Annotated in this window: 25 protein-coding genes; 14 read left to right on the forward strand and 11 right to left on the reverse strand. The window is 61.5% G+C overall.

From position 1 onward, the window contains the following. The first annotated feature begins 7 nt into the window (after positions 1–7). The 5 genes from truB to ATY75_RS02430 all read left to right on the forward strand — a co-directional run bounded on the left by truB (position 8) and on the right by ATY75_RS02430 (position 5,943). Complete coding sequence (truB, locus tag ATY75_RS02410) at positions 8–940, forward strand: tRNA pseudouridine(55) synthase TruB (protein ID WP_088936328.1); 933 nt, start codon at positions 8–10, stop codon at positions 938–940. A gap of 89 nt (positions 941–1,029) precedes the next feature. Next, positions 1,030–1,878: an alpha/beta hydrolase gene (locus ATY75_RS02415; protein WP_088936329.1), complete on the forward strand. Its 849-nt coding sequence runs from the start codon at positions 1,030–1,032 to the stop codon at positions 1,876–1,878. A gap of 152 nt (positions 1,879–2,030) precedes the next feature. Further along, entirely contained in the window at positions 2,031–2,300 is a 270-nt protein-coding gene (gene rpsO, locus ATY75_RS02420; RefSeq protein WP_003571238.1) for a 30S ribosomal protein S15, read from the forward strand. Between the two features lie 355 nt (positions 2,301–2,655). Continuing rightward, positions 2,656–4,794: a polyribonucleotide nucleotidyltransferase gene (gene pnp, locus ATY75_RS02425; protein WP_064835668.1), complete on the forward strand. Its 2,139-nt coding sequence runs from the start codon at positions 2,656–2,658 to the stop codon at positions 4,792–4,794. A gap of 132 nt (positions 4,795–4,926) precedes the next feature. Then, on the forward strand, positions 4,927–5,943 hold the full coding sequence (locus ATY75_RS02430) for a class I SAM-dependent methyltransferase (protein WP_088936330.1): 1,017 nt from the start codon (positions 4,927–4,929) through the stop codon (positions 5,941–5,943). A gap of 94 nt (positions 5,944–6,037) precedes the next feature. Here ATY75_RS02430 and fabI read toward each other — a convergent pair whose 3' ends face one another. The 3 genes from fabI to fabA are packed head-to-tail and all read right to left on the reverse strand — an operon-like array spanning position 6,038 to position 8,640. Continuing rightward, positions 6,038–6,844 (reverse strand): enoyl-ACP reductase FabI, encoded by an 807-nt coding sequence (gene fabI / locus ATY75_RS02435; RefSeq protein WP_088936331.1) that lies wholly within the window; start codon positions 6,842–6,844, stop codon positions 6,038–6,040. Positions 6,845–6,848: 4 nt separating this feature from the next. After that, on the reverse strand, positions 6,849–8,081 hold the full coding sequence (fabB, locus tag ATY75_RS02440; protein WP_088936332.1) for a beta-ketoacyl-ACP synthase I: 1,233 nt from the start codon (positions 8,079–8,081) through the stop codon (positions 6,849–6,851). Positions 8,082–8,124: 43 nt separating this feature from the next. Next, entirely contained in the window at positions 8,125–8,640 is a 516-nt protein-coding gene (fabA, locus tag ATY75_RS02445; protein WP_064835656.1) for a 3-hydroxyacyl-[acyl-carrier-protein] dehydratase FabA, read from the reverse strand. A 300-nt stretch (positions 8,641–8,940) separates the two neighbouring features. On the opposite strand from fabA, the gene irrA reads away from it, so the two are divergent. Beyond that, the gene (gene irrA / locus ATY75_RS02450) at positions 8,941–9,360 is read left to right on the forward strand and encodes an iron response transcriptional regulator IrrA (protein ID WP_088936333.1); all 420 of its coding nucleotides are present in this window, start codon (positions 8,941–8,943) and stop codon (positions 9,358–9,360) included. Positions 9,361–9,372: 12 nt separating this feature from the next. Here the strand turns inward: irrA and ATY75_RS02455 are convergent, their stop codons facing one another. Beyond that, positions 9,373–10,008: a trimeric intracellular cation channel family protein gene (locus ATY75_RS02455; RefSeq protein ID WP_088936334.1), complete on the reverse strand. Its 636-nt coding sequence runs from the start codon at positions 10,006–10,008 to the stop codon at positions 9,373–9,375. Positions 10,009–10,121: 113 nt separating this feature from the next. Here ATY75_RS02455 and ATY75_RS02460 point away from each other — a divergent pair, with 113 nt between their 5' ends. Then, complete coding sequence (locus tag ATY75_RS02460) at positions 10,122–10,595, forward strand: hypothetical protein (protein ID WP_064835650.1); 474 nt, start codon at positions 10,122–10,124, stop codon at positions 10,593–10,595. A 1-nt stretch (position 10,596) separates the two neighbouring features. Here the strand turns inward: ATY75_RS02460 and ATY75_RS02465 are convergent, their stop codons facing one another. After that, complete coding sequence (locus tag ATY75_RS02465) at positions 10,597–11,385, reverse strand: YdcF family protein (protein WP_088936335.1); 789 nt, start codon at positions 11,383–11,385, stop codon at positions 10,597–10,599. Between the two features lie 195 nt (positions 11,386–11,580). Beyond that, on the reverse strand, positions 11,581–12,303 hold the full coding sequence (locus tag ATY75_RS02470) for a YoaK family protein (protein WP_088936336.1): 723 nt from the start codon (positions 12,301–12,303) through the stop codon (positions 11,581–11,583). A 225-nt stretch (positions 12,304–12,528) separates the two neighbouring features. Between ATY75_RS02470 and ATY75_RS02475 the strand changes: the two genes are divergently transcribed. Both ATY75_RS02475 and ATY75_RS02480 read left to right on the forward strand, forming a co-directional pair. Continuing rightward, positions 12,529–13,740 (forward strand): alpha/beta hydrolase, encoded by a 1,212-nt coding sequence (locus tag ATY75_RS02475; protein ID WP_088936337.1) that lies wholly within the window; start codon positions 12,529–12,531, stop codon positions 13,738–13,740. Positions 13,741–13,751: 11 nt separating this feature from the next. Continuing rightward, complete coding sequence (locus ATY75_RS02480; RefSeq protein ID WP_088936338.1) at positions 13,752–15,686, forward strand: mechanosensitive ion channel family protein; 1,935 nt, start codon at positions 13,752–13,754, stop codon at positions 15,684–15,686. Between the two features lie 28 nt (positions 15,687–15,714). On the opposite strand, the gene ATY75_RS02485 is transcribed toward ATY75_RS02480, so the two are convergent. Both ATY75_RS02485 and ATY75_RS02490 read right to left on the reverse strand, forming a co-directional pair. Then, positions 15,715–16,074, reverse strand: a complete 360-nt coding sequence (locus ATY75_RS02485) for a hypothetical protein (protein WP_088936339.1) — start codon at positions 16,072–16,074, stop codon at positions 15,715–15,717. Between the two features lie 36 nt (positions 16,075–16,110). Next, positions 16,111–16,755 (reverse strand): helix-turn-helix domain-containing protein, encoded by a 645-nt coding sequence (locus ATY75_RS02490; RefSeq protein ID WP_088936340.1) that lies wholly within the window; start codon positions 16,753–16,755, stop codon positions 16,111–16,113. Between the two features lie 157 nt (positions 16,756–16,912). Here ATY75_RS02490 and ATY75_RS02495 point away from each other — a divergent pair, with 157 nt between their 5' ends. Next, positions 16,913–17,917, forward strand: coding sequence for a hypothetical protein (locus ATY75_RS02495; RefSeq protein WP_088936341.1), 1,005 nt, complete (start codon positions 16,913–16,915; stop codon positions 17,915–17,917). Positions 17,918–17,978: 61 nt separating this feature from the next. On the opposite strand, the gene ATY75_RS02500 is transcribed toward ATY75_RS02495, so the two are convergent. From ATY75_RS02500 to ATY75_RS02510, 3 genes are all read right to left on the reverse strand, one after another. Then, complete coding sequence (locus ATY75_RS02500) at positions 17,979–19,763, reverse strand: hypothetical protein (RefSeq protein ID WP_190241303.1); 1,785 nt, start codon at positions 19,761–19,763, stop codon at positions 17,979–17,981. Between the two features lie 93 nt (positions 19,764–19,856). Continuing rightward, positions 19,857–20,525: a response regulator gene (locus tag ATY75_RS02505; protein WP_088936343.1), complete on the reverse strand. Its 669-nt coding sequence runs from the start codon at positions 20,523–20,525 to the stop codon at positions 19,857–19,859. After that, entirely contained in the window at positions 20,491–21,741 is a 1,251-nt protein-coding gene (locus tag ATY75_RS02510; RefSeq protein WP_088936344.1) for an ATP-binding protein, read from the reverse strand. Before ATY75_RS02510 ends, ATY75_RS02505 begins: the two co-directional genes overlap by 35 nt. A gap of 447 nt (positions 21,742–22,188) precedes the next feature. Here ATY75_RS02510 and ATY75_RS02515 point away from each other — a divergent pair, with 447 nt between their 5' ends. The 4 genes from ATY75_RS02515 to arcC all read left to right on the forward strand — a co-directional run bounded on the left by ATY75_RS02515 (position 22,189) and on the right by arcC (position 25,771). Next, entirely contained in the window at positions 22,189–22,395 is a 207-nt protein-coding gene (locus ATY75_RS02515; protein ID WP_064835628.1) for a hypothetical protein, read from the forward strand. Between the two features lie 163 nt (positions 22,396–22,558). Next, positions 22,559–23,788: an arginine deiminase gene (gene arcA, locus ATY75_RS02520; RefSeq protein WP_088936398.1), complete on the forward strand. Its 1,230-nt coding sequence runs from the start codon at positions 22,559–22,561 to the stop codon at positions 23,786–23,788. A gap of 38 nt (positions 23,789–23,826) precedes the next feature. After that, positions 23,827–24,831, forward strand: coding sequence for an ornithine carbamoyltransferase (locus tag ATY75_RS02525; RefSeq protein ID WP_088936345.1), 1,005 nt, complete (start codon positions 23,827–23,829; stop codon positions 24,829–24,831). 1 nt (position 24,832) lies between these two features. Next, positions 24,833–25,771: a carbamate kinase gene (gene arcC, locus ATY75_RS02530; RefSeq protein ID WP_088936346.1), complete on the forward strand. Its 939-nt coding sequence runs from the start codon at positions 24,833–24,835 to the stop codon at positions 25,769–25,771. The last annotated feature ends 9 nt before the right edge of the window (positions 25,772–25,780 follow it).

The following is a 25,780-nucleotide window of genomic DNA, read 5'->3' on the forward strand; positions in this document are numbered from 1 at the left end:
GAGACGCATGTCCAAACCACGCAAACCCAAAGGCCGGCCGATTTCCGGCTGGCTGATCCTCGACAAGCCGGTGGATTTCGGCTCGACCGAAGCCGTTTCCAAGATCAAGTGGCTCTACAAGGCGCAGAAGGCCGGTCATGCCGGCACGCTGGATCCGCTCGCCTCCGGTATGCTGCCGATCGCGCTCGGCGATGCGACGAAGACCGTTCCCTATGTGATGGACGGCCGCAAGATCTATGAATTCACGGTCAGCTGGGGCGAAGAGCGGGCGACGGACGATCTCGAGGGCGAAGTGACCGCAAGCTCGGACAAACGCCCCAGCGAACAGCAGATCCGCGATATTCTGCCCGGCTATATCGGCACCATCAGCCAGGTGCCGCCGCAGTTTTCGGCGATCAAGATATCGGGCGAACGCGCCTATGATCTGGCGCGCGAAGGCGAAACCGTCGAAATCCCCTCGCGCGAAGTCGATATCTTCCGGCTGACCTTGCTCGCCTGCCCGGATGCCAACAGCGCGCATTTCGAAGTCGAATGCGGCAAGGGCACCTATGTCAGGGCGCTCGCCCGCGATTTCGGCCGGGAGCTCGGCTGCTACGGCCATGTGTCGGGGCTGCGCCGCACCTTTGTCGCGCCCTTTTCGGAAGAGGCGATGGTGCCGCTCGCCGACCTCGTGGCGCTTGAGGCGATCGAAGATATGGACGAGCGGCTTGCAGCCCTCGATGCGCTGCTGATCGACACCTGCGAGGCGCTATCGGCCCTGCCCCATCTCGTCATCAACGACGACCAGGCGCACCGGCTGAAGATGGGCAATCCGATCCTCGTGCGCGGCCGCGATGCGCCGATTGCCGAAAGCGAAGCCTATGCGACGGCCCGCGGCAGACTGATCGCGATCGGTGAGATCGGCCAGGGCGAGTTTCGCCCGAAGCGGGTTTTTGCCTGAACCTGTCCGGTCGTGACGGCGATGACGATTGTCAGCCGGTAAGGATGCGATATCTTCTCGTCGGGCCATGGCGGCCCGGGGGGAAAACCATGCGCAGAATTGCGGGAATGCTGACGTTCTTTTCGCTGTTCCTGATCGTTGCCGGCGCGCAAGCCGCCGAACGCTGGGCCGAGCTTCCGCCCTTTCCCTCGATGCCGGCGTCGAAGACCAGCGGCATGGCCGATGTGAATGACATCAAGATGTATTACGCCGAATTTGGCGAAGGCGATCCGATCCTCTTCATCCATGGCGGTCTTGGAAATGCCGGCGTCTGGGGCCATCAGGTGGCGGACTTCGCGAGGGATCATCGGGTCATCGTCGCCGACAGCCGCGGTCACGGCCGTTCGACACACAGCGCGCAGCCTTTCGGCTACGATCTGATGACTTCGGATTACGTCGCCCTACTCGACTATCTGAAAATCGACAAGGTGACGCTTGTGGGCTGGTCGGACGGTGGCATTATCGGCATCGACATGGCGATGAAACATCCGGAGAAACTGACCCGCGTCATCGCCCAGGCGGCCAACGTCACGACGGGCGGCGTGAAGGACGACGTCTTGGAGAACAAGACCTTCAGCCACTACATCGAAGTTGCCGGCGATCAATACAGGAAGCTTTCGCCGACGCCGACCGAATACCAAGCCTTCTTCACGCAGATGCGCGAGATGTGGGCCGCTCAGCCGGCCTGGACAGCCGCCGAGCTTGCGAAGATATCGGTTCCATTCACGCTTGCGATCGGCGATCACGATGAAGCCGTCAAGCTGGACCATACGGAAATGATGGCACGTGAGATTCCCGGCGCCAAACTCGTGATCCTGCAGAATGCGAGTCATTTCGCCATGCTGCAGGATCCCGAGGGTTACAATGCGATGATCCGGGCGGCGATGGCGGGCCGCTGAAACCGCTGCGGGCGCTCCCCTCTTTCCATCGCTGCTTATTTGGTTTATAGGCAGCGCCAGCGTCAGGTTCGCCTGCTCGCATTCACGGCCAAAGCTGGACGGCATCCCGGCTTTTGGCGACCTTTATCTCCTCTCTTAGAAAGGATCACCCGATGTCGATCACTGCTGAGCGCAAGTCTGCGCTGATCAAGGAATACGCAACCGTTGAAGGCGATACCGGTTCTCCGGAAGTCCAGGTCGCGATCCTGACCGAACGCATCAACAACCTGACCGAACACTTCAAGGACCACAAGAAGGATAACCATTCCCGCCGTGGCCTGTTGACGATGGTTTCGAGCCGCCGCTCGCTTCTTGATTATCTCAAGAAGAAGGATGAAGGCCGTTATTCCAAGCTGATTTCCAGCCTGGGTATCCGCCGCTAAGTTTGTCCGGCGGGCGCTTTCCGAGCGCCCGCCGGATCCTGTTTCGGGACATGTTTCCCGATGAAATGTTCCAGCCGCGCCCTATCTCCAAGCGGTGGAACGACCGGCGGACCCGGATGGGCCGGTTCTGCCAAACCAACCGTTGACCTGTCATGGGGCAGGATTGCCGGATGCTTTCGGCCAAGGCTTCTCGAGGCTTTGGCCTGGTTTTCCCAGGGACCCTCGGATTATCGAGGAAACCAAGGATGAAAAGCCTCCCGTTGTCTTGCCCGTGATACGTCACATTGTTTGCGGTCGACTGTGCGTTGCGCCTGATATCGGCGATGGCGCGTGCTCCCGCATTGAAGGACAAGTCATGTTTGATACACACACAGTCGAAATCGAGTGGGCCGGCCGCCCGCTGAAGCTCGAAACCGGCAAGATCGCCCGTCAGGCCGACGGCGCCGTTCTCGCCACCTATGGTGAAACCGTCGTTCTCGCCACCGTCGTTTCGGCCAAGGCGCCGAAGCCCGGCCAGGACTTCTTTCCGCTCACCGTCAACTACCAGGAAAAGACCTATGCAGCCGGCAAGATCCCCGGCGGCTACTTCAAGCGCGAAGGTCGTCCGTCTGAAAAGGAAACGCTGGTTTCCCGCCTGATCGACCGCCCGATCCGCCCACTGTTCCCGGAGGGCTACAAGAACGACACGCAGGTCGTCGTCACCGTCGTCCAGCACGATCTTGAAAACGATCCCGACGTCTTGTCGATGGTTGCTGCATCTGCAGCGCTGACGCTCTCCGGCGTTCCGTTCATGGGCCCGGTCGGCGGTGCGCGCGTCGGCTACATCAACGGCGAATATGTTCTCAACCCGCATCTCGACGAGATGGACGAATCGAGCCTCGATCTCGTCGTCGCCGGCACCTACGACGCCGTGCTGATGGTTGAATCCGAAGCCAAGGAACTCAACGAAGAAGTCATGCTCGGCGCCGTCATGTTCGGCCACAAGGGCTTCCAGCCGGTTCTCGACGCGATCATCAAGCTCGCCGAAGTGGCCGCCAAGGAGCCGCGCGACTTCCAGCCGGAAGACTATTCCGCTCTCGAAACCGAGATGCTCGGCCTTGCCGAAGCTGAACTTCGCCAAGCCTACAAGATCACTCAGAAGGCTGACCGCTACGCCGCCGTCGACGCCGTCAAGGCGAAGGTGAAGGCACACTTCCTCCCCGAGGAAGGCGAAGCCCGCTACACCGCCGAGGAAGTCGGCGCGATCTTCAAGCACCTGCAGGCGAAAATCGTCCGCTGGAATATCCTCGACACCAAGAGCCGCATCGACGGCCGCGACCTCGAAACCGTCCGTCCGATCGTTTCGGAAGTCGGCCTTCTGCCGCGCACCCATGGTTCGGCGCTGTTCACCCGCGGTGAAACGCAGGCGATCGTCGTTGCCACGCTCGGCACCGGCGAAGACGAACAGTATGTCGACAGCCTGACGGGCATGTACAAGGAGCGCTTCCTGCTCCACTACAACTTCCCTCCCTACTCGGTTGGCGAAACCGGCCGTATGGGCTCCCCGGGCCGCCGCGAAATCGGCCACGGCAAGCTCGCATGGCGCGCCATCCGCCCGATGCTGCCGACGCCGGAGCAGTTCCCCTACACGCTGCGCGTCGTCTCCGAGATCACCGAGTCGAACGGCTCGTCCTCGATGGCGACCGTCTGCGGCACTTCGCTGGCTCTGATGGATGCCGGCGTTCCGCTGGCCAAGCCCGTTGCCGGTATCGCCATGGGTCTGATCCTGGAAGGCGATCGCTTCGCCGTCCTCTCCGACATTCTCGGTGACGAAGACCACCTCGGCGACATGGACTTCAAGGTTGCAGGCACCGCCGACGGCATCACCTCGCTGCAGATGGACATCAAGATCGCCGGGATCACCGAAGAGATCATGAAGGTCGCCCTTGGCCAGGCTCAGGGCGGTCGCGCCCACATTCTCGGCGAAATGGCCAAGGCCATCACCGAAAGCCGCGGCCAGCTCGGCGAATTCGCTCCGCGCATCGAAGTTATGAACATCCCGGTCGACAAGATCCGCGAAGTGATCGGCTCCGGCGGCAAGGTCATCCGCGAAATCGTCGAAAAGACCGGCGCGAAGATCAACATCGAAGACGACGGCACCGTCAAGATCGCCTCCTCCTCAGGCAAGGAAATCGAAGCGGCCCGCAAGTGGATCCACTCGATCGTCGCCGAGCCTGAGATCGGCCAGATCTACGAAGGTACGGTCGTCAAGACCGCCGACTTCGGCGCCTTCGTCAACTTCTTCGGCGCCCGCGACGGCCTCGTCCACATCTCGCAGCTGGCTTCCGAGCGTGTTGCCAAGACGCAGGACGTCGTCAAGGAAGGCGACAAGGTCTGGGTCAAGCTGCTCGGCTTCGACGAACGCGGCAAGGTTCGCCTGTCGATGAAGGTCGTCGACCAGGCCACCGGCCAGGAGATCCCGAACGAGAAGAAGAAGGAAGAAGCGGCCGAATAAGCCGCGTCTCCCAGATTTCATTCCGGGCGCGGGAATCTTCCGCGCCCTTTTTGTATCCCGGTTTTGCGCATGTCGTGGCCGCAAAACCGCTCACACATTTTTGCGCGACCTGCTTTTAACGAGACGAGACCCATGAGCCGCGAGACGCTGAAGACCCTGTTCCATCCCTTTGCCAGCGGCACAGTCCAGGCGCCCGGCGAGGGCGAGCGTGTGCTCTTCCTCGGCGCCGAGGCGGGCTTTGCGCTGCCCGACGATTTCGCCGCCTCGCTCAGCGCCGTCCAGGGCTTCCGGCCGCTCTACCGGCAGCTGCTGGCCCAGCGGATCGACGCCAAACCCGAGATCGACGGCGAAGACTACGATGCCGCCCTGGTGCTTTGCACGAAGCACAAGGGCGAGAACGAGGCCAATCTCGCCGCGGCCATCGCCCGCACGCGGATGGGCGGCCTGATCGTCGTTGCCGGCGCCAAGGAAGACGGCATTCAGCCGCTGCGCAAGCGCCTCGAAGGCTTCGGCCTCGCTATCGACCATATGCCGAAATATCACGGCGTCGCCTTCTGGTTCGGCCGTCCTGCCGATGCCGACGAGATCGTCTCCAGGCTGGCAAAGACGCCGGTGCGCGTCGACGGCCGTTTCAATGCCACCGCCGGCATGTTCTCGCATGACCGGATCGATGCCGGATCGGAACTGCTCGCCTCGCGCCTGCCGCAGGATTTTACCGGTGACGTCGCCGATTTCGGCGCCGGCTGGGGTTATCTCTCCGTCGAGCTGGCACAGAGGTCGCGCGGGCTGACGCGTCTCGACCTCTACGAGGCCGATCACGCGGCTCTCGAGGCCGCGCGGGATAATCTGGCGGAGAACTGCCCGAACGCGCCTGCGCGCTTCTTCTGGCACGATCTGGCGGGCGAGCCGGTCAAGGACAAATACGATCTCGTCATCATGAACCCGCCCTTCCACGAAGGGCACGCAGCCGATCCGGCGCTCGGCCAGGCAATGATCAAGACCGCCGCATCCGCGCTTCGCGGCGGCGGCCGCCTGATGCTGGTCGCCAATCGCGGCCTGCCCTACGAGGCGGTCCTGGCGGCGAATTTCAGGGAAAGCGGCGAAACCTGCCGCAACGCCCGCTTCAAGGTGCTTTGGGCGAAGAAATAAGGCTCAACGGGCTTCGAAGCGATTTCCCCATCGTGAAAACAAAAAGGCCGCGCGCAGGCTCTGCGCACGGCCTTTGAATTTCAATGAGCGGCGTCTACTCCACGTCTGCCCGGCGCAGCGTGTCCAGCGTCGGCATGGAAGTGACGTTGAAGCCGGCGTCGACGAAGTGGATTTCGCCGGTGACGCCGGCGGAAAGATCCGAAAGCAGATAGAGAGCCGAGTTGCCGACCTGATCGATGGTCACGGTCTTGCGCAGCGGCGCATTGCGCTGGTTCCAGGAGAGGATGGCGCGCGCATCCGAGATGCCGGCGCCGGCAAGCGTGCGGATCGGGCCGGCCGATATGGCGTTGACACGGATGCCGCGCGGGCCGTAATCGGCGGCGAGATAACGCACCGAAGCCTCGAGCGCTGCCTTGGCGACGCCCATGACGTTGTAGTTCGGGATGACGCGCGTCGAACCGTTATAGGTCAAGGTCAGCATCGCACCGCCGTCTTCCATCAACGGCGCGCAGCGCTTGGCGATCTCGGTGAAGGAGAAACAGGAAATGACCATGGTGCGGCTGAAATTCTCGCGCGTCGTATCGGCGTAGAGACCCTTCAGCTCGTTCTTGTCGGAAAAACCGATGGCATGGACGATGAAATCCAGCTTGCCCCAGCGCTGTTCGATCGCGTCGATCAAGGCATCGACCGAGGCGATGTCCTCGACGTCGCAGGGCAGCACGAAATCCGAGCCGACTTCGGCGGCAAGCGGCTTGACGCGCTTGCCGAGCGCATCGCCCTGATAGGTGAAGGCGAGTTCCGCACCCTGTGCGGCAAGAGCTTTTGAAATTCCCCAGGCGATCGAGTGGTTGTTTGCGACGCCCATAATGAGGCCGCGCTTACCCTGCATGATTCCAGTCATATTATTATCCGTTATAGCGCTGGAAGACGAGCGTGGCGTTCGTCCCGCCGAAGCCGAAGGAGTTGGAGAGGGCGATATCGATCTTCGCATTGTCGATACGCTTGCGCACGATCGGCACGCCTTCGAATTCGGGGTCGAGTTCGGTGATATGGGCGCTTTCGCCGATGAAGCCTTGCTGCATCATCAGCAGCGAATAGATCGATTCCTGCACGCCGGCCGCACCGAGCGAATGGCCGGTCAGCGACTTGGTCGACTGGATATGCGGGATCTTGGCGCCGAATACCTCGCGGATAGCGCCGATTTCCTTGCTGTCGCCGACCGGCGTCGAGGTGCCGTGGGTGTTGACGTAATCGACGTCGCCTTTGACTGATGCAAGCGCCTGGCGCATGCAGCGGATGGCGCCCTCGCCCGAGGGGGCAACCATGTCGTAACCATCCGAGGTTGCGCCGTAGCCGACGATTTCGGCGTAGATCTTGGCGCCGCGGGCCTTGGCGCGCTCCAGCTCCTCGAGCACCAGCACGCCGGCGCCGCCGGCGATGACGAAGCCGTCGCGGTTGACGTCATAGGCGCGCGAGGCGCTGTCGGGCGTATCGTTGTACTTGGAGGACATGGCACCCATAGCGTCGAAGAGATTGGACATCGTCCAGTCGAGATCTTCGTGGCCGCCGGCAAACATCACGTCCTGCTTGCCCCACTGGATCATCTCGGCGGCGTTGCCGATGCAATGCGCCGATGTCGAGCAGGCAGACGAGATCGAATAATTTACGCCGTGGATCTTGAACCAGGTTGCGAGTGTGGCCGATGCTGTCGATGACATTGCCTTCGGCACGGCAAAGGGGCCAATGCGCTTCGGGCTGTTGTTCTTGACGGTGATGTCGGCCGCCTCGATCAGGGTGCGGGTGGACGGGCCGCCGGAGCCCATGATGATACCGGCGCGCTCGTTCTGAGCGTAGTCCTTCTCGTCCAGGCCGGAATCGGCAAGTGCCTGCTTCATGGCGACATGGTTCCAGGCGCCGCCCTGCGACAGGAAGCGCATGGCGCGGCGATCCACCAGTTCGGCCAGCTCCGCGGCGCCGAGCTTGGGGCTGCCCCAAACCTGGCATTTGAAGCCGTGTTCTGCGAAATCGCTGGAGAAGGAGATACCCGACTTTGCCTGCCGCAAGGATTCGGTGACTTCGGCGGCGTCGTTTCCGATCGAGGACACGATACCCAGACCCGTGACAACTACCCGTCTCATCTGATCAAACCTTTTTTGTTTCGTGAGCCGCTTCAGATGCGGTTCAGGCCGTCTTGTCTTTCGAGAGACCGACACGAAGGTCGGCCGCCTGGTATATGGTCTCGCCGTCCGCCTTCAGCCAGCCGTCGGCCGTGCCGAGGACCAGACGGCCGCGCATGACACGCTTGAAGTCGATGCCATATTCGATCAGCTTCGTATGCGGGCGGACCATGCCCTTGAATTTCACTTCGCCTGTCGACAGCGCCATGCCGCGGCCTTCCTCGCCGAGCCAGCCCAGGAAGAAGCCGGTCAGCTGCCACATGCCGTCAAGGCCGAGGCAGCCCGGCATGATCGGGTTGCCTTCGAAATGGCAGGGAAAATACCAATCGTCGGGGCGCACGTCGTATTCGGCCCTGAGGTAACCCTTGTCGAAGGTCCCGCCCGTTTCTGAAATATCGGTGATGCGGTGAACCATCAGCATGGGCGGCAGGGGAAGCTGCGCATTGCCGGGGCCGAACAGCTCGCCATGTGCGCAGGCGATGAGTTCGTCGTACGAGTAGCTGGACTGTCTGGTCGTCATAAAGTTTCTTTTTCCCCCCGCGTGAGCCCGTGGATGTGAACGTGTAGTCCAAGTTCTGCAGAAAATGAAGCATGAGCAAGGCAGCTTCATTCACGGTCCCGGACCAAGCTTGCGCTATTATTTGGTGGTCGCATACAGGAAGGCCAGGGCTGCGACCAGACCTATTTGCGTTAAAAGCCGGTTTTCGCCGCGTTTATCAGGCTCTTGTCCCCATTGAACTATTGAAAGGCTCCTGTGCAAAAGTTATACCGCTTGAAGAAACATGATTGCTTTATGCAGGAATAACCGGAGTTGGTTTTGATGACGGGTGCACTCCCGATCGCCATAGAGGTCAGGCTGCGCGGTGCGGGCCTGCGTCCCACCCGCCAGCGTGTCGCGCTCGGCGACCTCCTGTTTGCCAAGGGCGACCGGCATTTGACCGTCGAGGAACTGCATGAGGAGGCGGTTGCCGCCGGTGTGCCGGTGTCGCTGGCAACCGTGTACAACACGCTGCACCAGTTCACCGAAGCCGGTCTTATCCGCGTACTCGCCGTCGAGAGCGCCAAGACCTATTTCGACACCAATGTTTCCGACCACCATCACTTCTTCGTCGAAGGCGACAACGAGGTGCTCGACATTCCGGTCAGCAACCTGACGATCGCCAATCTGCCGGAGCCGCCCGAGGGCATGGAGATCGCCCATGTCGACGTGGTGATCCGGCTGCGGGCGAAGCAGGGCTGACGACACGCTGTTTCACATGACATCGTCGGGGTGCCGGCCGGGCTTGTGCCTGTAGGTCGGAAAGGTCCAGCCGAACCACAGGGCGCCGCCGCGCACCGCAAAGGCCGCCACGACGCCGCAGGCAGACGCCAGATAAAGCGGCATTCCGAGCGCATTGGCGAGCGTGAACACGCCGGCGCCGATAAGGGCGGCGGTCACATAGATTTCCGGCCTGAGCAGCACCGAAGGCTCGTTTGCCATCAAATCGCGCAGAATGCCGCCGAAGGTCGCCGTCAGCGTGCCGGTGACGATCGCGATGGTCGGCGAGCCGGTGGCCGCAAGCCCCTTGGCGGCGCCGAGCACGCAATAGGCGGCAAGGCCGATCGCATCCAGCCAGATCAGCAGGCGATAGCGCGATTCCAGGAGATGGGCGGTGAAGAAGACGATGACGCCCATGATGCAGCAGACGAGGATATAGGCGGGGTTCAGCACCCAGAACACCGGCACCCGGCCAAGGACGATATCGCGCACGGTGCCGCCGCCCGTTCCCGTCACCATGGCGAAGAACAGAAAGCCGATCAGATCCAGCTGCTTGCGCGAGGCGGCGAGCGCGCCTGTGGCGGCAAACAGCGCGATGCCGGCATAATCGAGATAGACGAGCAAGGACATGCAGACCCCGGAACCGGCAAACAGTTTCCGGAAAGAACCACGGCGGCAAGGGCGGCGCAAGGCGGCGCGGCCATAAAGCCAGCCGATAGCGCTTTATCCAAAAGAGGAAAGCCGTGAAAACGCTGGTGCTCGCCGTTCTGAACATTCTCCTGCTAGTCATCATGCCGGCTGCGGCCTTCGGCCAGCAATCGCTGATCTCCGATCCGGAGATCTACGAGAAGAAACATTTCCAGGAGCAGTGCAAGGCGGCCGAATTCGCCGACGGCTTCGTCATCCGGCAGGACATCAACAATGACGGGCTGATCGACGCCGTGGTCAATGAAGGCGAGCTCACCTGCGACGGGCAGAAGGGGCCGCAATGCAATGACGACGGCTGCACCTATAATTTCTACCTGCAGGTCGCCGAAGGCGGCTATTTCATGATCGCGACGGCGCAGATCTACGGCTACGACTTCGTCCAGCGCTTCGGCAACATGGTGCTGGCGATGAAGATGCATCCGCGTTTCTGCGATCGCACCGAGGGTGACCCCTGCATCGTGACCGCGCGTGTGCGCGGCACGAAATTCGTTACCATTTCAAAAAAGTAACTCAGCCCGGATAGAGCTCCGACGTCCGGCCGGCGAGATAATAGCCGACCAGCCCGTACCATTCGCGGATCGCCGTCGCCATGTTCTGGGCATTGAGGTTCGGCTGGGTGAAATCCAGGCCCGGCCTGACCTGACCGTCGGTGCGATAATCGGTCGGCCATGGCACGATCCCGATGCCGAGCTTGCGGAAGATGCCGACGGAGCGCGGCATATGGAACCCCGAGGTGATCAGCAGGCAATTGGAGAGCCCCTGGCTCGCCAGGAATTCCTTGGTATTGACGGCGTTTTCGAAGGTGGTGCGCGACTGCGTCTCCTCGATCAGCCGATCCCTGGCGACGCCGAAGAGCGGGAAGAAGCGCTCGGATGCCGCCGCATCGCCTTCATAGACACCGGAGATGGAGCCGTCGCCGCCCGACACCAGGATGCGCGAGTCGGGAAATTTCTGCGCAAGCCGCAGGCCCTCGACGAAGCGGTCGGCGCCGCCGTTGAATTCGATGCCGTGGCGCGCCGTGTTGACCTCGTTTTCGAAGGCGCCGCCGAGCACGATCATGCATTGCAGGTTCTCCGGATCGGCGGTTGGCTTGGCGAAGCGCTGCTCAAGCCCCTGCATCATCAGGTTGCCGGCCGTGGTGTAGAGCGTGACGAAGAGGATGAGGGCTGAAGCCGCGGCGCCGAGGATACTCAAGATACGCCAACGCAGAAGACCGGCAATGAGGGCCAGAAAGACGAGGAAGAATGCCAGCGACAGCGGCTGCGCGAAAATCCAGACAAGCTTCGAAATCAGGAACAAGACCTACTCCTTGAGACGGACGACGATGCTTCCTATCCGATTCGAGGGTAACAGGAATGCGACGCTTCTAAAGCGCGTCGCGATCTTTCAGATTCGCTCCCAGCGCTTTAGCCCTTTGTTTTTGCGCATGCCGTTGCGGCAAAAGCGCGTCGCGCTTTGCCTGGGAAAACCGCGCACACTTTTGCGCGACATGCTCTATTTGCCGCGTGCAACGGCCGAGTGGTGCGGCGCGGGCTTCTGGTTGAAGCGCCGCTGAAGCGGCCGGGGAATGAACATGGCGGCAAGCGCAAGCGCCATGGCGAAAAGGGAGACCATCCACAGCGCATGCGCGCCGGTCTGGTGCGTCAGCACGGCGCCGGCGATCGCGCCGAGCACCATGCCGCCCCAGGGCACGATTTGGATCGTCCATTCGATATGGCGGTCGCCGATGATCCAGCGGCCGATGCCGCGGCCGAGGCGCGACAGCGCGCCTGTGACATAAGTCAGCCCGATCGGCAGGCCTTCGATGTGTTCGACGGCGGCATTCACCATGCCCATGGCAAAAACGATCATGTAGAAGCGGGCGAGCAGCAGGCCCTGCACCGTCGTCACCGAGGCGAGCGCCAGGACGAGACCGACGCAGCCGAGCACCACGAAAATGCGACGCTCGGAGACATGGGCAATGACGATACCCGCCGCATTGCCGAGCACGAAAACGCCGATGGCGGAGATCAACACCGCCGCGTGATAAAGATTGCCTTGGCTCACGGCGAGTGCTGCCCGCGTCGTATTTCCGGTCATGAAGGAGACGAAATCGCCGGTCAGCAGCAGACCGGTCGCGTCGGTCATGCCGGCCAGAAATGAGATGGCGCCGACGAGGGCAAGCCCGGTTGCGGTGCGTCGGGTGCGGATGAGACGGCGGCGTCTTGCTCTGGACATGGGTTGCGAATCCTGAAGCCGAATCGCTGCGATTCCAGCAGCAAAGATACATCCTCTTCGTTGAGGAATTGGCAAAGGGGATCGGAACGGCTGGGAACGTGCTGGCCGACGATCCCGATCGCCTTGAAAGCCACAGATATTACGTGATGCTACAGGCGCCGCCATACCCCGCCTGCTAGTATCCAGGGCTCGGAAAGCCTCCTTGAGCGACTGCTGGATGTGTGAATGGCAAGACGTGGCGTGGCTCTTTTTCTTCTGCTGGCAAGTTGCGGGCATCCGGGCGGCGTGATGACGCCGGTTTCCAGTTCGTCGGCAACGCCGCCGACATCAAGGGTCGACATGCTGGTTGCGACCACACGCGAGCCTTCCGGCAACCCGGCGACACTCTTCAACGGCGAGCGCAGTTCCAAGCCGCATCTGACGCAGATCTCGATTTCGATCCCGGCAAAGCGCGAAGCCGGCACCGTGCAGTGGCCGAAGCGGCTTCCGCCCGATCCGGCCACCGACTTTGCCGTGACCAATGTTCAGCAGATCGACACGGTGGCGCAGGGCCGCGTCTGGTTCCGGCAGCATGTGAACGGCGGGCATGCGCTCGTCTTCATTCACGGCTTCAACAACACCTATGAGGATTCGGTCTTCCGGCTGGCGCAGATCGTGCACGACAGCAGGATGCAGGCAACGCCTGTCCTGTTCACCTGGCCGTCGCGAGCGGAGATCACCGCCTACCAATATGACAAGGAAAGTACCAACTATTCGCGCACCGCGCTGGAGCAGGCGCTGCGCACGCTGGCGGCCGACCCCAATGTCAAGGACATCACCATCATGGCGCACTCTATGGGGACGTGGCTTGCCATGGAATCGTTGCGGCAGATGGGAATACGCGACGGCCACGTCAATTCGAAGATCCACAATGTCATCCTGGCCTCGCCCGACATCGACATCCAGGTCTTCGCCAAGCAATTTGTAGAGATGGGCGAGCCGCGTCCGAAATTCACGATCTTCGTCTCCCAGGACGACAAGGCTCTTGCCGTCTCCAGCTTCATCACCGGGCGCGTCTCGCGTCTCGGCGCGATCAATCCGACGGAAGAGCCCTATCGCTCGAAGCTGGAAAGAGCCGGCATCACCGCCATCGACCTGACGAAGGTGAAGACCAACGACAGGCTCAATCACGGCAAATTCGCCGAAAGTCCCGAGATCGTCCAGCTCATCGGCCAGCGCCTGATGACCGGCCAGACGCTGACCGATTCCAGGGTTACGCTGGGCCAGGGCATTACGGCGGTCGTCGGCGGAACGGTGACGAATATCGGCACTGTTGCCGCTACCGCGGTGGCGGTGCCGGTTGCGATCATCGAGCAGCCGGTTACGCGCCAGAGACCGCCACGCCCCGCCGAAGAGACGCTCGACGGCGATTTGAAGAAACAGACGCTGACGCAGTGAGGAGTTCCCGTTTGAAATGGCTTCTTTCCTTCACCGCCGCTTTTTTCTTCGCGCTGAGCGCCTTGGCGCAGGTACCGCCGGCGGTCCCGCAGCAGAAGATCGACGAACTCGTGCGCCTGCTGCAGGATCCCGAGGTCAAAGCCTGGCTCGATAGCCGCAAGCAGGAGAGCGGGGCCGCGACACCCGCATCACCAGCGGGCAATTCGACCTTGGCCAACTGGGAGGCGGGCGCGCGGGCGCGTGTGCATGCGATTTTGTCGGCAATCCCGGCAATCCCGGCTGAGGTGACGGCAGCGGCGACGAGAGCCCGGCGCGAAGCCGCCAGCAGAGGCTATGCGCCTGTTTTCGTGATATTCGGCGGCCTGGTCGCCTTCGGTCTCGCCGCCGAGGCGGTCTATCGCAGATTTGCCGCGCGCCGCGAGGCATTGCTCGGCCAACTGATCCCGATCGGCATTTTCGCGGGCGCGATGGGCATCATCTTCTTCGCGGTGGAATGGCCGCCGCTCGCGCGCGTGATGCTGCTTGCCTATCTCTCGGCCTTCATCCTGTTTCGATTGGCGGCAGCACTCCTGTCTGTGGCGGCGATGGGTTCATCCCTGCGGCGGAGGCTGTTGATCCTGTTGGGCGTCATTTGTTTTGCGGTGGCCACGGCGGCTCTCAGCAAGCCGCTTGGCGTTTCCCCTGACGTCAGCAAGGCCATCAGCTACTGCTTTTCGGTGCTCGGGCTGCTGCTTGCGATCGAGGCGGTGTGGTCGGTCTGGGAGGGAAGCCGCGCCAGGAAAGCGGCGATAGCGGCCTTCCTGGTCGTGCTGTGGCTCGTCTGGTGCCTCAATATGAGGGGCCTTTTCTGGATCGGCATCTACGCGCTGGTACTGCCCGGGATCCTGAACGCCGTCGGCCGGGTGGCGCTATCCTTCACCAGCGATCCCGGCAGCCTGCGCGGGATCCTCATCGCCCGCGGCGCACGCGCCGCGGTTATCGCGCTTGCGGTGGGATGGCTGGCGCTCGTCTGGCATCTCAATCCCGATACTTTGGGTCAGCGCGACCCGATGATCGCCGCCTTGTTCTACGGCGGCCTGAAGAGCGTGCTGATCCTCGTGGTTGCCGACCTTCTCTGGCAGGTGGCGCGCGGCTGGATCGATCGAACCTTGCGTATATCCACCAGCACGACATCGCTGGCGCCGGCCGACGCTGCCCGTCGCGCACGGTTTCGCACACTTCTGCCGATCTTTCGCAATGCGCTCGCCGTCACTGTTGCGGTCATGGCGGGGTTGATCGTGCTGGCGCAGCTGGGCGTGCAGATCGGCCCGCTGATCGCGGGAGCGGGTATCTTCGGCGTGGCGATCGGTTTCGGCTCGCAGACCCTGGTCAAGGACGTCATCAACGGGGTGTTCTACATGCTCGACGATGCCTTCCGGGTGGGCGAATACATCCAGGCCAAGGATTACAAGGGAACGGTGGAGAGTTTCAGCCTGCGCTCGGTGCGTCTGCGCCATCATCGCGGCCCAGTGTTCACGGTGCCGTTCAGCGAATTGGGCGCTGTCGAGAATATGAGCCGGGACTGGGTGATCGACAAGTTCAGGATCACCGTCGGCTTCGACACCGACATCGACAAGGCGCGCAAGCTAACCAAGAAAATCGGGGCTGAGCTGATCGAAGACCCGGAACTCGGCCAGCACTTCATCGAACCGTTGAAAATGAAGGGTGTCGAGCAGTTCGGCGACTACGGCATCGTCCTGAGCTTCGCCATGACCACGGTTCCCGGCATGCAGACCTATATCCGCCGCAAGGCCTATGCCAAGATTCGCGAGGTCTTCCTGGCCAACGGCATCGCATTCGCGCAGCCGACGGTGCAGGTCGGAGGAGACGACAAGGGCGGCGGCGCGGCGGCGGCCGCGCAGGCGATCCGCACGCAGCAGGTCAACGCAGCGACACCGGCAAAGTGAACTTGCCGGCAGAGGCAGATCAAAGGCGCTACGGTTTCAGATCATAAGCCTGGTGCGACGCACGAAGCTCTACCAGCGTTTTGCCGACACAGCTGCCGCCGCCTGCGCCGCCGATCGCCTTTGCCTGGCCATCGAGCGTGATCGTGCCGGCGATCCGATCGGATGCCACATAGGTCGCCACACCGTCTAGCGAGACGCGCGATATGTAAAAGGCGTGGTAGGTTTCGTTGTATTTGCAATGGATCACCAGCGGAAACTGAGAAAATGGATCGTCCTCGGCGATGGCGTCAAGCGGTTGAAGAACCGCCGCCAAAGCCCCGGCGCCGACCAGGCCGGCAAAAACTCGCTTGATCAATCCGATCAAATTTCGGCGGGACGCATATGTCATGTTTCAATCCCTCTGATGGCCCTCTGCTGGTATGTGTTAAATCGTCAAGGCGATGAGCGCATCGCGGTCGAGAAGCCGGACAATCCGCTGCGATTTGCCGGCAAGACGAATGACGCGTTTTTCCCGGAGCTTCGTGAAAGAGCGAGCGACGGTTTCGACCGTCAGTCCAAGATAATCGGCGATATCGCTGCGCGACATCATCATATCGAATTCCGCATCCTCGGGGTGGCGGTCGGCCATCTCCTGAACGAAGGCCGCAAGCCGCTTCAAGGCGCTTTGTTCGCTGATGATGAGCTGTTTGCATTGCGCCTTTGCGAGGTTCGTCAGGGCAATGTGCAACAGATCGATCGGAACGCCCGCGTCCTGGCTGGTGCGAAACGATCTGACGCGCGTTTCGCAGATGGCCTCTGCAAAATCGGTTCGCACCTTGCCGTTTTCGAGCCCGAACCATTCGCCCTTGCCGCAGAAGGATAGGATGTGCCGCTGGCCGTTCGACGTCAGGCGGTAAATCCGGACGGCGCCGGCCTCGACCTGGTAGATCGCAAGGGCGTATTCGCCTTCGCTGTAGATCGCTTCATCGGCGCGGAGTTTGATCGACTGGTCCTTGGCCGCAGCGGGAGCCGTTCCGTGGTGGTGGCCTGGAACCCTTGTGTATTTTCCGATCGCCTGATCCTGAAACATGTGCGTCGTCCCCCATCCGCACTCAGCATAAGCAATCGTTGTGTGCCCCGATATTCGAGATACCCCTTACGTATTGCTACGGAAGCCGGCGACCACCGACAGGTGTATAAAGCTGTCATCCCCTGAGGGCGATACGGCGGTATCGCGGGAGGTCTAGATGGTACCGGAAGAGGGAGGGGCCAGCCAGGCACGTCAAGAACCCGAAACCGTTCGCGCGCAGCTTGATCGTATTCTCGCAAGCCCGGAATTTCTTGCACCTGAACGCGGACGTCGGTTCCTGCAATATATTGTCGAAGAGACGCTTGACGGGAACGGCGAACAACTCAAGGCCTCTACGATTGCGCAGGCGGTCTTCGGACGCGATGCCTCCTTCGATGCGCAGAACGATCCGGTCGTGCGTATCGAAGCGGGACGTATCCGTCGCGCCCTCGAGCGATATTATCTCGTATGCGGAAACAGCGATCCGGTCGAAATCACCATTCCCAAAGGGGGCTATGCTCCGCATTTTTCAAGTATTGAAGACAGTTCGACCGTCGAGGCCGCTGCTTCGTCGAATCGCGAGAACAACCAGCGTCAGCCCGGGCATGAGCAGCGCCAGCCCGGACATGACCGTGGTCAGCCTGGGCATGAGCGACCGCTGCGCTATCGTGATCTTCTCCTGCCGATCGGCATTCCGGCCCTTTTCGGCGCAGTGGCGGTGCTCGCCCTCATCCGTCCGCTCGAATCCTACCTCTCACCGCCGGAAATGCCGCCGGCGCCCGCCGTCTCGACATCGACAAGCAAGACCAGAATCGTCGTCGAACCCTTCGTGGCCCTCGGCGGCACGGCCCAAGGAGCGGATTTGGCCAAAGGGCTGGCCGATCAGCTGATCGCCAAACTCATGAAGGTGGACAGACTTGTCGTGCTTGCTCCCGGCCGATTCGGCGTGGAGACGATCGGCTCGTTGTTCAATCTTCAGGGAAGCACCATTGTCGAGGGCACGATCCTGCATCTGCATGTCCGCCTGATCAACGGTGCCGACGGCACCGTCGTCTGGGCAAACCAATATGATCGCGATCTGCGGGATCAGACCACCCTCGATGTCGAGGACGACATTGCCGCCCAAATCGTCACGGAAATTTCAACCAGCCGCAAACTAGACGGCGCCGGCCCTCTTCCATAATCCTTGCAAGCGATCACAGGCCATCGCCGGCGGACCGTCCCAACCGGGATCGTGCGTGCCACTATCCTCCCGATGGCAGGTCGACGGCCACGCCCGCAGCGCGCAGGCCGTCGAAGAACCTTTCCTGATCTTCCGGGCGTTGCAGGCGCAGGGAAATCTCCTGGCGGATATTCGTCATCAATTCAGGCGCGTGAGTCTGGAGCCAATCCCGCTCCAGCTTCGCCTCGTCCATCTTGCCTGCGGCTCCGAGAATGGACAGCAGCGCGAGATGACGCATCGGATTGCCGTCGAGACCGGATATTCGCGACCATTCTTCCGCCGCTTCGATATTGCCCCTCATCAAGGCACACATTGCCATACCGGCTTCGTAATAGCCTCTGGGACCGACATTTTTGTCAAGCGCGATCGATATCAGCTCGCACCCCGATTGCCATTTTCCGGACATCGCCAATCGCAGGCCATATTCGCCGGCGACTTCCACATCGTTTGGATTTGCGGCATAGGCTGCGGTCCCGGCCGCAATGGCCTTGTCGATATCGCCCTGGAAAAAGTTCACCAGCATGACGGCGCGGAGCACGCGGGGATTGTCCGGCGCCAGCGATGCCGCCCGCTGGGCGGCAGCGGCTGCCAATGAAAGCGCCTCGGCTGAAGAGGGGGTGCCGAGCGTGTAGCGAAATCTCACCTCATCAAGATAGACCAAGGACAAGAGCGCCCAGGATGTCGCGTTATCCGGACGCTGGCGGATTGCCTGTTGCAGGCACTCGCGCACGGCGCCGTGGTTTTTCGCGGTCATCGTCTCGATATAGCTGCTATAGACCGGAGCGCAGGCATAGCCATCCTGGTCTGCCTTCCGCGCTGACTGCGCGATCATGGCCGTTTCCGCTTGAAAGATGGCGCCATGCGGGCGCGCTATCGCGCCGGCAATTTGCCGGGCGACATTTGTTTGAATCTCGAGCTTGTTCTGAGCGCGAAGATCGGCGTCGAAATTATTGGCCCAGATGACGGCCCCGTCCGTCTGGCGCACCAACCTGACAACGGAGCGCAACCTGCTTCCGTCCGCCTGAATATTGCCCTGAAGCGCGTAACCGGCAGCCGCGGCATGATCACCTGCCGACGGATCGGCGACCACGACCAGGTCATTGATCTGGGCAAGCTGGCCGATAATATCGTCCCTCAGGCCGCGGGCGATATCCGAACTGGAATCGGGAAAGCCGCTCTCGGCAAAAACCTCGACGGTGACCGTCGGCGGCAGGGCCTCTGACGGCGGCGGCTTGATCGGGGTGCCGCGTGCAACAAAAAGTGCCGAAGCGAGGGCGAGGAGAGGAAGAACAAGCACGGCCAGCAGGCCGGTCCGGCGGCCACGACCGTTCGCCAGCGCCACGCCGTGCGTCTCGCGCGGCGAATGTGTTTGATCCGGGGGAGCTGCGATCTGCGCATTTTCCCGGTCCTTCTCAGGCAGTGGCGGCGCCGACGCGTCCCTGAGATATTCGAAATGCGGGACGTAGCCGCCTTTCGGCACCGTGATAATCACCTCGTCCGCCTGACCCGCGACGAGATAATAACGCTCCAGCGCCTTCCGGATCCGGCCGGCCTCGATCCGGACGACCGGATCATTCTGCGGGTCGAACGATGCTTCCCGACCGAAAACCACATTTGCAATGGTAAACGCCTTCAGGAATCCCGATCGACCGGCAAGCGTCTCGTTGACGACAAATTGCAAAAAATTTCGCCCGCGCTGCGGCGCGTGAAATTCCTCACTTGCAAGAATTCGCTCGACTTGCCAGCAGATTTCCTCAGCGGTCGGTCCAAGACTGCTGACTATATTGATCTGTGTTGCGTTTCTCACGATCGCCCCTACGACAAGATCACGCAATTATGTAAGCATCTTCTAAAGCATCATATCTCACGAGCTTGAAGTTGCAAGCATGGCCTCTTCGAATTATCGGGCGCAGGCTGGCCAGGGGTCGACGGATGAGATCCGTCCGGCTTCGCTCGATTGCACAACTGCATCGATAGTGACGGCCATACGCATGAGTTCGGCAAGGTTGCGAGCCCCCATCTTGGCCATCACGTTGGCGCGATGGACCTCCACCGTGCGCGAGCTGATTCCCAGATAATAGGCGATCATCTTGTTCTGCAGACCATCGAGTACTCCGGTCAGAACCTGATGTTCGCGATCGGTGAGCTGGCGAAGCCGTGCCGCGACGCTTTCGGAATCGGCAATCGAGCGGCCGGGGCGCCGGTGCCCGATAGCCAGATTGATCGCTGCGATCAGGGTCTCTTCCCTGAGCGGTTTTTCCAGGAAATCCGATGCCCCCGCCTTCATCGCCTGAACGGCTGCAGCGACGTCGCCCTGGCCGGTAATGACGATCGCCGGAACGTCCACGCTGGACCGTCGCACGCGGTGAAGCAATTCGATGCCGTCGACATCAGGCATGCGCAGATCCGTCAAAAGGCAGCTTCTGCCCGAAAGAGGCAGCAGATCCAGAAATGCTTTTGCGCAGCTATGAGCCCGCACAGCAAAGCCTGCCGACACCAGCAGGAACGTCAATGATCGTCTCAAGGCCTCCTCGTCATCGACGAGATGAATCGTCAGGTCGTTCGCCATTGGCTTCAATCTCCACCAGCGGAAGCGAGAACGAAAAGACTGAACCGCCCTCGGCTTTCCTACGCGCGCCTATGCGGCCTCCATGCGCCTCGACAATGCGCTTGGACAAGGCCAAGCCGATGCCGAGGCCATGAGGCTTGCCGGTCACGAAGGGGCGAAACAACGAATCCTCGATCTCGGCGGCAATCCCGCAGCCATTGTCGGACACGTCGACAACGAGTTGCGAAGAATTGTTGACTATTGTCCGGATCGCAATCGAGGGCTGCTCGACACACTCGGTCGCCTCCAGGGCGTTGCGAACGAGGTTGGTCAGTACCTGCACGATCTGAACGCGGTTTGCGAGAACGATGTCCTGCGCTGCTTCGAGCTGAAAGTCCGTGTGCAGGTCCTTTCGCCGCGCCCCGATGAGGGCGAGCATTGCCGCCCTGTGGATCAGCTCGTGCATCGCCTCCGGTTTCTTCTCGGGAGCACCGCGCTCTGCGAATTCTCTGACGTTCTGGACGATGCTTCCCGCCCAGAGCGCGTGCTGGGTAATTTCCAGCAGCGCTTCGCGAAGCTCTTCGCCGCGCCGGAGGCGGTTGCCCGTGACAAGACGCCCGCACCCTTCGGAATAGGCTGCGATCGACGACAGCGGCTGGGAAAGTTCGTGAGCAAGGGTAGATGCCATTTCGCCCAGTTCCGCCACTCTTGCAAGGCGGGCCATCTCCTGCTGAAGTTCCTGAACTTGCCGCAAAGTCTCGCGCTCGGTTCGAAAGTCCTCGAAAACCGCCGCGGTGAAGACACCGTTTTCGTCATGCTTCCTGATAATGGTCAGGGCGGTCGGAAATTGCGCCTCGCTCTTGGTCACCGCCAGGCCGGCCCGCACCGCCCCCTGGCTCGCCCAGCGTCCGTTCAATCGGATATCCGGTGTCGGGCGCCAGACGAAATCGATCTTTCGGCCAATCAATTCGCGCTCCTCATAGCCGAACAAGGCGACCGCGGCCTTGTTGCAGGCTGAAATTCTATGGCGGTCGCTGATAAAAAACACCGCGTCCGGCATGTGTTCGTGGAGTTGCCGAATCCAGTCCATCCGTGGTCCGCCGTTTCCTTCGCGAAAGGCGCGCGCAGGCTCGCGATGCGGCATCTGCGACGTCACCGGGGAGACGTGTCCTGCCACCGCTGCCACGCTCGGACCGGCTTCGGCGACGGCATGCAGCGCCTCCATCTTGATAGTCATGATGGTCTCCTCCGCCCCTTGAGACGTATCGGCCCCATGGACCGTCATTTTCCTCCGGCAATGGCCTGAAGATACCATCCCCGGACGGCTAATCCGTGTAGTATCGCGTAGCCTCTATTGTTGTTTCGTGGCACGCTTCGGCGCCTCTTCCCCCCGGCGTCGGGCACATCGCCATTGATCCGGCTCAATGCCCCCGACTCGTTGTTCCACTATTGTGAGAAGCAAGACGAGGGGCTCCTCTCGAGAACGTTGAAAGATCAAGAATTTGTCCTCGCCATCGCAATCGCGACACCTGCGGCCATGGTGACGCTCGTGAGACGTCCGGGAGGGTCGCCAGAATACCAGTGCGCATGAAATCGGTTCAATGCGCGATCACCAAACATGCCGGCGAGTTGCCGGAAGCTCGTGTCCGGCTGACGCTGGTGAATCCTCCGGGAGGGTTCGGAAATGTGGCGGTTGCCCGTCGAAGCTCCGTTCGAACAGGATATAGAACTCGCCGTCATCGACGATGAAGGCGTCCATGCCCTGGTTTTCCCCTGCCGGCGGCTCTCCAACGGCTGGGTCAATGCCAAGAGCGGCGAAACGCTCGACATTCACCCTACTCATTGGCGCCCATGGCAAATCCGTCGCCGCAACGTTTCCGGTCTTCAATGAATGCGACGGCAGCACCGCTGAGGACCGGCGCCGATGGAAAGATCGCAATATACCGCAGCGAGGATTGTCTGCGATCAATGACACGACCGAACGGGCCGAAATAATCTGGTCTTCGAAGAATGGGCGGTGCGGCCGTCATCCGAAAGGCTGGAAGGAGGACCACATGCGTGGTTTCGGGGTTCACTCGGAGATCGGGAAATTAAGAACCGTCATGGTCTGCAAGCCGTCTCTGGCGCATCAGCGCCTGACGCCCGCGAATTGCCATGATCTGCTTTTTGACGATGTCCTATGGGTCCACGAGGCCCAGAAGGACCATTTCGATTTTGTGCTGAAGATGCAGGAACGGGGTGTCGAAGTTCTCGAACTCCACGATCTGCTCGGTCAGACGCTTGCCAACAAGCAGGCGCGTGATTTCCTGTTGGACCGGCGCATTACCCCGAATGTGCTCGGCTCGCAGATCGCCGAGGCGATGCGGCCATGGCTTGATGAAATGCCGCCTGCGCAGCTCGCCGCCTTCATGATCGGCGGCATCGCAATCTCCGACCTGCCTGAGGTCAAGGCGAAGTCGCTGATGCTCAGCGCCCTGCCCGAGACGGATTTCGTCATCCCGCCTATCCCGAACACCTTGTTTCAGCGCGATCCCTCCTGCTGGATCTACGGCGGCGTGACCTGCAACCCGATGTTCTGGCCGGCAAGGCGCGCCGAGACGCTGATCCAGCGCGTCATCTACAAGTTTCATCCGATCTTCCTCGACGGCGATTTCCAGATCTGGTGGGGCGATTCGGACCAACCGTTCGCCAATGCCTCGATGGAGGGCGGCGACGTCATGCCGATCGGCAACGGCAACGTGCTGATTGGCATGGGCGAGCGCACGACCTACCAGGCCGTCGGCCAGGTGGCGCAGGCCCTGTTCAGGAGCAAGGCGGCAAAGAGGGTGATCGGCTGCCTGATGCCGAAGAGCCGGGCGGCCATGCACCTCGACACCGTTTTCAGCTTTTGCGATCGCGATGTCGTCACCCTGTTTGCCGAGGTCGTCGACCAGGTCCGCTGCTACAGCATGCACCCCAGAGATGACGACGGTACGTTCGAGATCCAGCCTGAAAATCGGCCGATGCTCGATGTCGTTGCCGAGGCGCTCGACCTGCCGCGATTGCGCACTGTCGAGACCGGCGGCAATTCCTACCAGGCCGAGCGCGAACAATGGGACGACGGCAACAATGTCGTTGCGCTCGAGCCCGGCGTCGTCGTCGCCTACGACCGCAACACCTACACGAATACGCTTCTGCGCAAGGCGGGGATCGAGGTCGTCACCATTCGCGGCTCGGAACTCGGCCGCGGCCGTGGCGGCGGGCATTGCATGACATGCCCCATCTGGCGCGACCCGGCTTACTGACGTTTCACACCCACGAACCAGACCGACGGAGCAAGACCATGAGCTTCAATCTGCGCAATCGCTCGTTACTGACCGTGCAGGATTATACCCCGCGGGAATTCCGCTACCTCCTCGATCTCGCCCGCGACCTGAAGCGGGCCAAATATGCCCGTACCGAACAGGAGCACCTGAAAGGCAAGGAGATCTGCCTGATCTTCGAGAAGACCTCGACGCGGACGCGATGCGCCTTCGAAGTCGCCTGCTCGGACCAGGGCGCCAACGTGACCTATCTCGATCCCTCCGGCTCGCAGATCGGCCACAAGGAATCCTTCAAGGACACGGCGCGGGTGCTGGGGCGCATGTATGATGCGATCGAATATCGCGGCTCTGCGCAGAAAGGCGTGGAGACACTGGCAAAATACGCCGGCGTTCCCGTCTATAACGGACTGACGGACGAATATCATCCGACGCAGATGATCGCCGACGTCATGACGATGCGCGAACATAGCGACAAGCCGATCGCTCAGATCAAATATGCTTATGTCGGCGACACCCGCTCGAATATGGGACATTCGCTGCTGATCGTCGGCTGCCTGCTCGGCATGGATGTGCGCATCTGCGGCCCGAGATCGCTGTGGCCTTCGGAAGACTATATGAAGATCGCCAAGGATTTGCAGCAGGCCTCGGGCGCGCGCCTGCTGGTCACCGAAGATCCGAGGGAGGCGGTCAAGGACGTTGATTTCATTCACACCGACGTCTGGGTCTCGATGGGCGAGCCGAAGGAGGTCTGGCGCGAGCGCATCAAGCTGCTCACGCCCTATCAGGTCAACCAGGAGCTGATGAAGGCGACCGCCAACCCGCAGGCCAAATTCATGCATTGCCTGCCGGCTTTTCACGACACCGAAACAACGCTGGGCAAGCAGATCGCCGAAGATTACGGCATGGACAACGGCCTTGAAGTGACCAACGAGGTCTTCGAGTCCGAGGCCAATGTCGCCTTCGAACAGGCGGAAAACCGCCTGCATACGATCAAGGCCCTGCTCGTCGCGACCCTGGGAGATTGACATGCGTGTGGTCATTGCGCTTGGCGGCAATGCGCTTCTCCGGCGCGGGGAAGCGATGACGGCCGATACCCAGAGACGGAATGCGCGCGTCGCAGCTCAGGCGATCGCGCCCTTGGCAGCCGAACATGAGATCGTCGTCACGCACGGAAACGGGCCGCAAGTCGGCCTGCTTGCGCTGCAAGGGGCGGCCTACAAGCCCGAGGAAGCCTATCCGCTCGACGTTCTCGGCGCCGAGACCGAGGGCATGATCGGTTACATGCTGGAACAGGAGCTCGGCAATCTCCTGCCGTTCGAGCAGCCTTTGGCCACGCTGCTGACCATGGTCGAAGTCGATGCCGCCGATCCGGGCTTCCAGAACCCCACAAAATTCGTCGGCCCCGTCTATGAGCAGGCCGAGGCGGAGCGGATCCGCACGGAAAAAGGCTGGGTCTTCAAGCAGGACGGCGAAAAATGGCGGCGCGTCGTCGCCTCGCCGGCGCCCAAACGCATCTTCGAGATCCGTCCGGTCCGCTGGCTCCTGGAACAGCGCACCATCGTCATTTGCGCCGGCGGCGGCGGCATTCCGACGATGTATGAAAAGGGCAGCGACCGGAAGCTGATCGGTGTCGAAGCCGTGATCGACAAGGACCTCTGCTCGGAGCTTCTGGCGCGCGAGCTTTACGCCGATCTGCTGATCATGGCGACGGACGCCGAGGCCGTCTGCACCGACTGGGGTAAGCCGTCCCAGAAGGCAATCCATCAGGCCCGTCCCGACGATTTCAAGCAGTTTTCCTTTCCGGCCGGGTCGATGGGCCCCAAGGTCGACGCCGCCTGCCATTTTGCGCGCGCCGGCGGCAAGACCGCGGCCATCGGTTCGCTTGCCGACATCGCCGGAATGGTGCGCGGCGAATGCGGAACAATCATCAGTGAGACTTTTTCCGGTCTGCGCTGGCACGCCTGAGCGCCTGAC

Origin of the sequence: Rhizobium sp. N122 (assembly GCF_002211295.1) — a bacterium.
In the GTDB taxonomy this organism is placed as follows: domain Bacteria; phylum Pseudomonadota; class Alphaproteobacteria; order Rhizobiales; family Rhizobiaceae; genus Rhizobium.

Bases quoted from the DNA above. Each gene is read 5' to 3' on its own strand.
- truB (WP_088936328.1), top strand. From the start codon at position 8: ATGTCCAAACCACGCAAACCCAAAGGCCGGCCGATTTCCGGCTGGCTG.
- ATY75_RS02415 (WP_088936329.1), top strand. From the start codon at position 1,030: ATGCGCAGAATTGCGGGAATGCTGACGTTCTTTTCGCTGTTCCTGATC.
- rpsO (WP_003571238.1), top strand. From the start codon at position 2,031: ATGTCGATCACTGCTGAGCGCAAGTCTGCGCTGATCAAGGAATACGCA.
- pnp (WP_064835668.1), top strand. From the start codon at position 2,656: ATGTTTGATACACACACAGTCGAAATCGAGTGGGCCGGCCGCCCGCTG.
- ATY75_RS02430 (WP_088936330.1), top strand. From the start codon at position 4,927: ATGAGCCGCGAGACGCTGAAGACCCTGTTCCATCCCTTTGCCAGCGGC.
- fabI (WP_088936331.1), bottom strand. From the start codon at position 6,844: ATGACTGGAATCATGCAGGGTAAGCGCGGCCTCATTATGGGCGTCGCA.
- fabB (WP_088936332.1), bottom strand. From the start codon at position 8,081: ATGAGACGGGTAGTTGTCACGGGTCTGGGTATCGTGTCCTCGATCGGA.
- fabA (WP_064835656.1), bottom strand. From the start codon at position 8,640: ATGACGACCAGACAGTCCAGCTACTCGTACGACGAACTCATCGCCTGC.
- irrA (WP_088936333.1), top strand. From the start codon at position 8,941: ATGACGGGTGCACTCCCGATCGCCATAGAGGTCAGGCTGCGCGGTGCG.
- ATY75_RS02455 (WP_088936334.1), bottom strand. From the start codon at position 10,008: ATGTCCTTGCTCGTCTATCTCGATTATGCCGGCATCGCGCTGTTTGCC.
- ATY75_RS02470 (WP_088936336.1), bottom strand. From the start codon at position 12,303: ATGTCCAGAGCAAGACGCCGCCGTCTCATCCGCACCCGACGCACCGCA.
- ATY75_RS02475 (WP_088936337.1), top strand. From the start codon at position 12,529: ATGGCAAGACGTGGCGTGGCTCTTTTTCTTCTGCTGGCAAGTTGCGGG.
- ATY75_RS02485 (WP_088936339.1), bottom strand. From the start codon at position 16,074: ATGACATATGCGTCCCGCCGAAATTTGATCGGATTGATCAAGCGAGTT.
- ATY75_RS02490 (WP_088936340.1), bottom strand. From the start codon at position 16,755: ATGTTTCAGGATCAGGCGATCGGAAAATACACAAGGGTTCCAGGCCAC.
- ATY75_RS02495 (WP_088936341.1), top strand. From the start codon at position 16,913: ATGGTACCGGAAGAGGGAGGGGCCAGCCAGGCACGTCAAGAACCCGAA.
- ATY75_RS02505 (WP_088936343.1), bottom strand. From the start codon at position 20,525: ATGGCGAACGACCTGACGATTCATCTCGTCGATGACGAGGAGGCCTTG.
- ATY75_RS02510 (WP_088936344.1), bottom strand. From the start codon at position 21,741: ATGACTATCAAGATGGAGGCGCTGCATGCCGTCGCCGAAGCCGGTCCG.
- ATY75_RS02515 (WP_064835628.1), top strand. From the start codon at position 22,189: ATGTGGCGGTTGCCCGTCGAAGCTCCGTTCGAACAGGATATAGAACTC.
- arcA (WP_088936398.1), top strand. From the start codon at position 22,559: ATGCGTGGTTTCGGGGTTCACTCGGAGATCGGGAAATTAAGAACCGTC.
- ATY75_RS02525 (WP_088936345.1), top strand. From the start codon at position 23,827: ATGAGCTTCAATCTGCGCAATCGCTCGTTACTGACCGTGCAGGATTAT.
- arcC (WP_088936346.1), top strand. From the start codon at position 24,833: ATGCGTGTGGTCATTGCGCTTGGCGGCAATGCGCTTCTCCGGCGCGGG.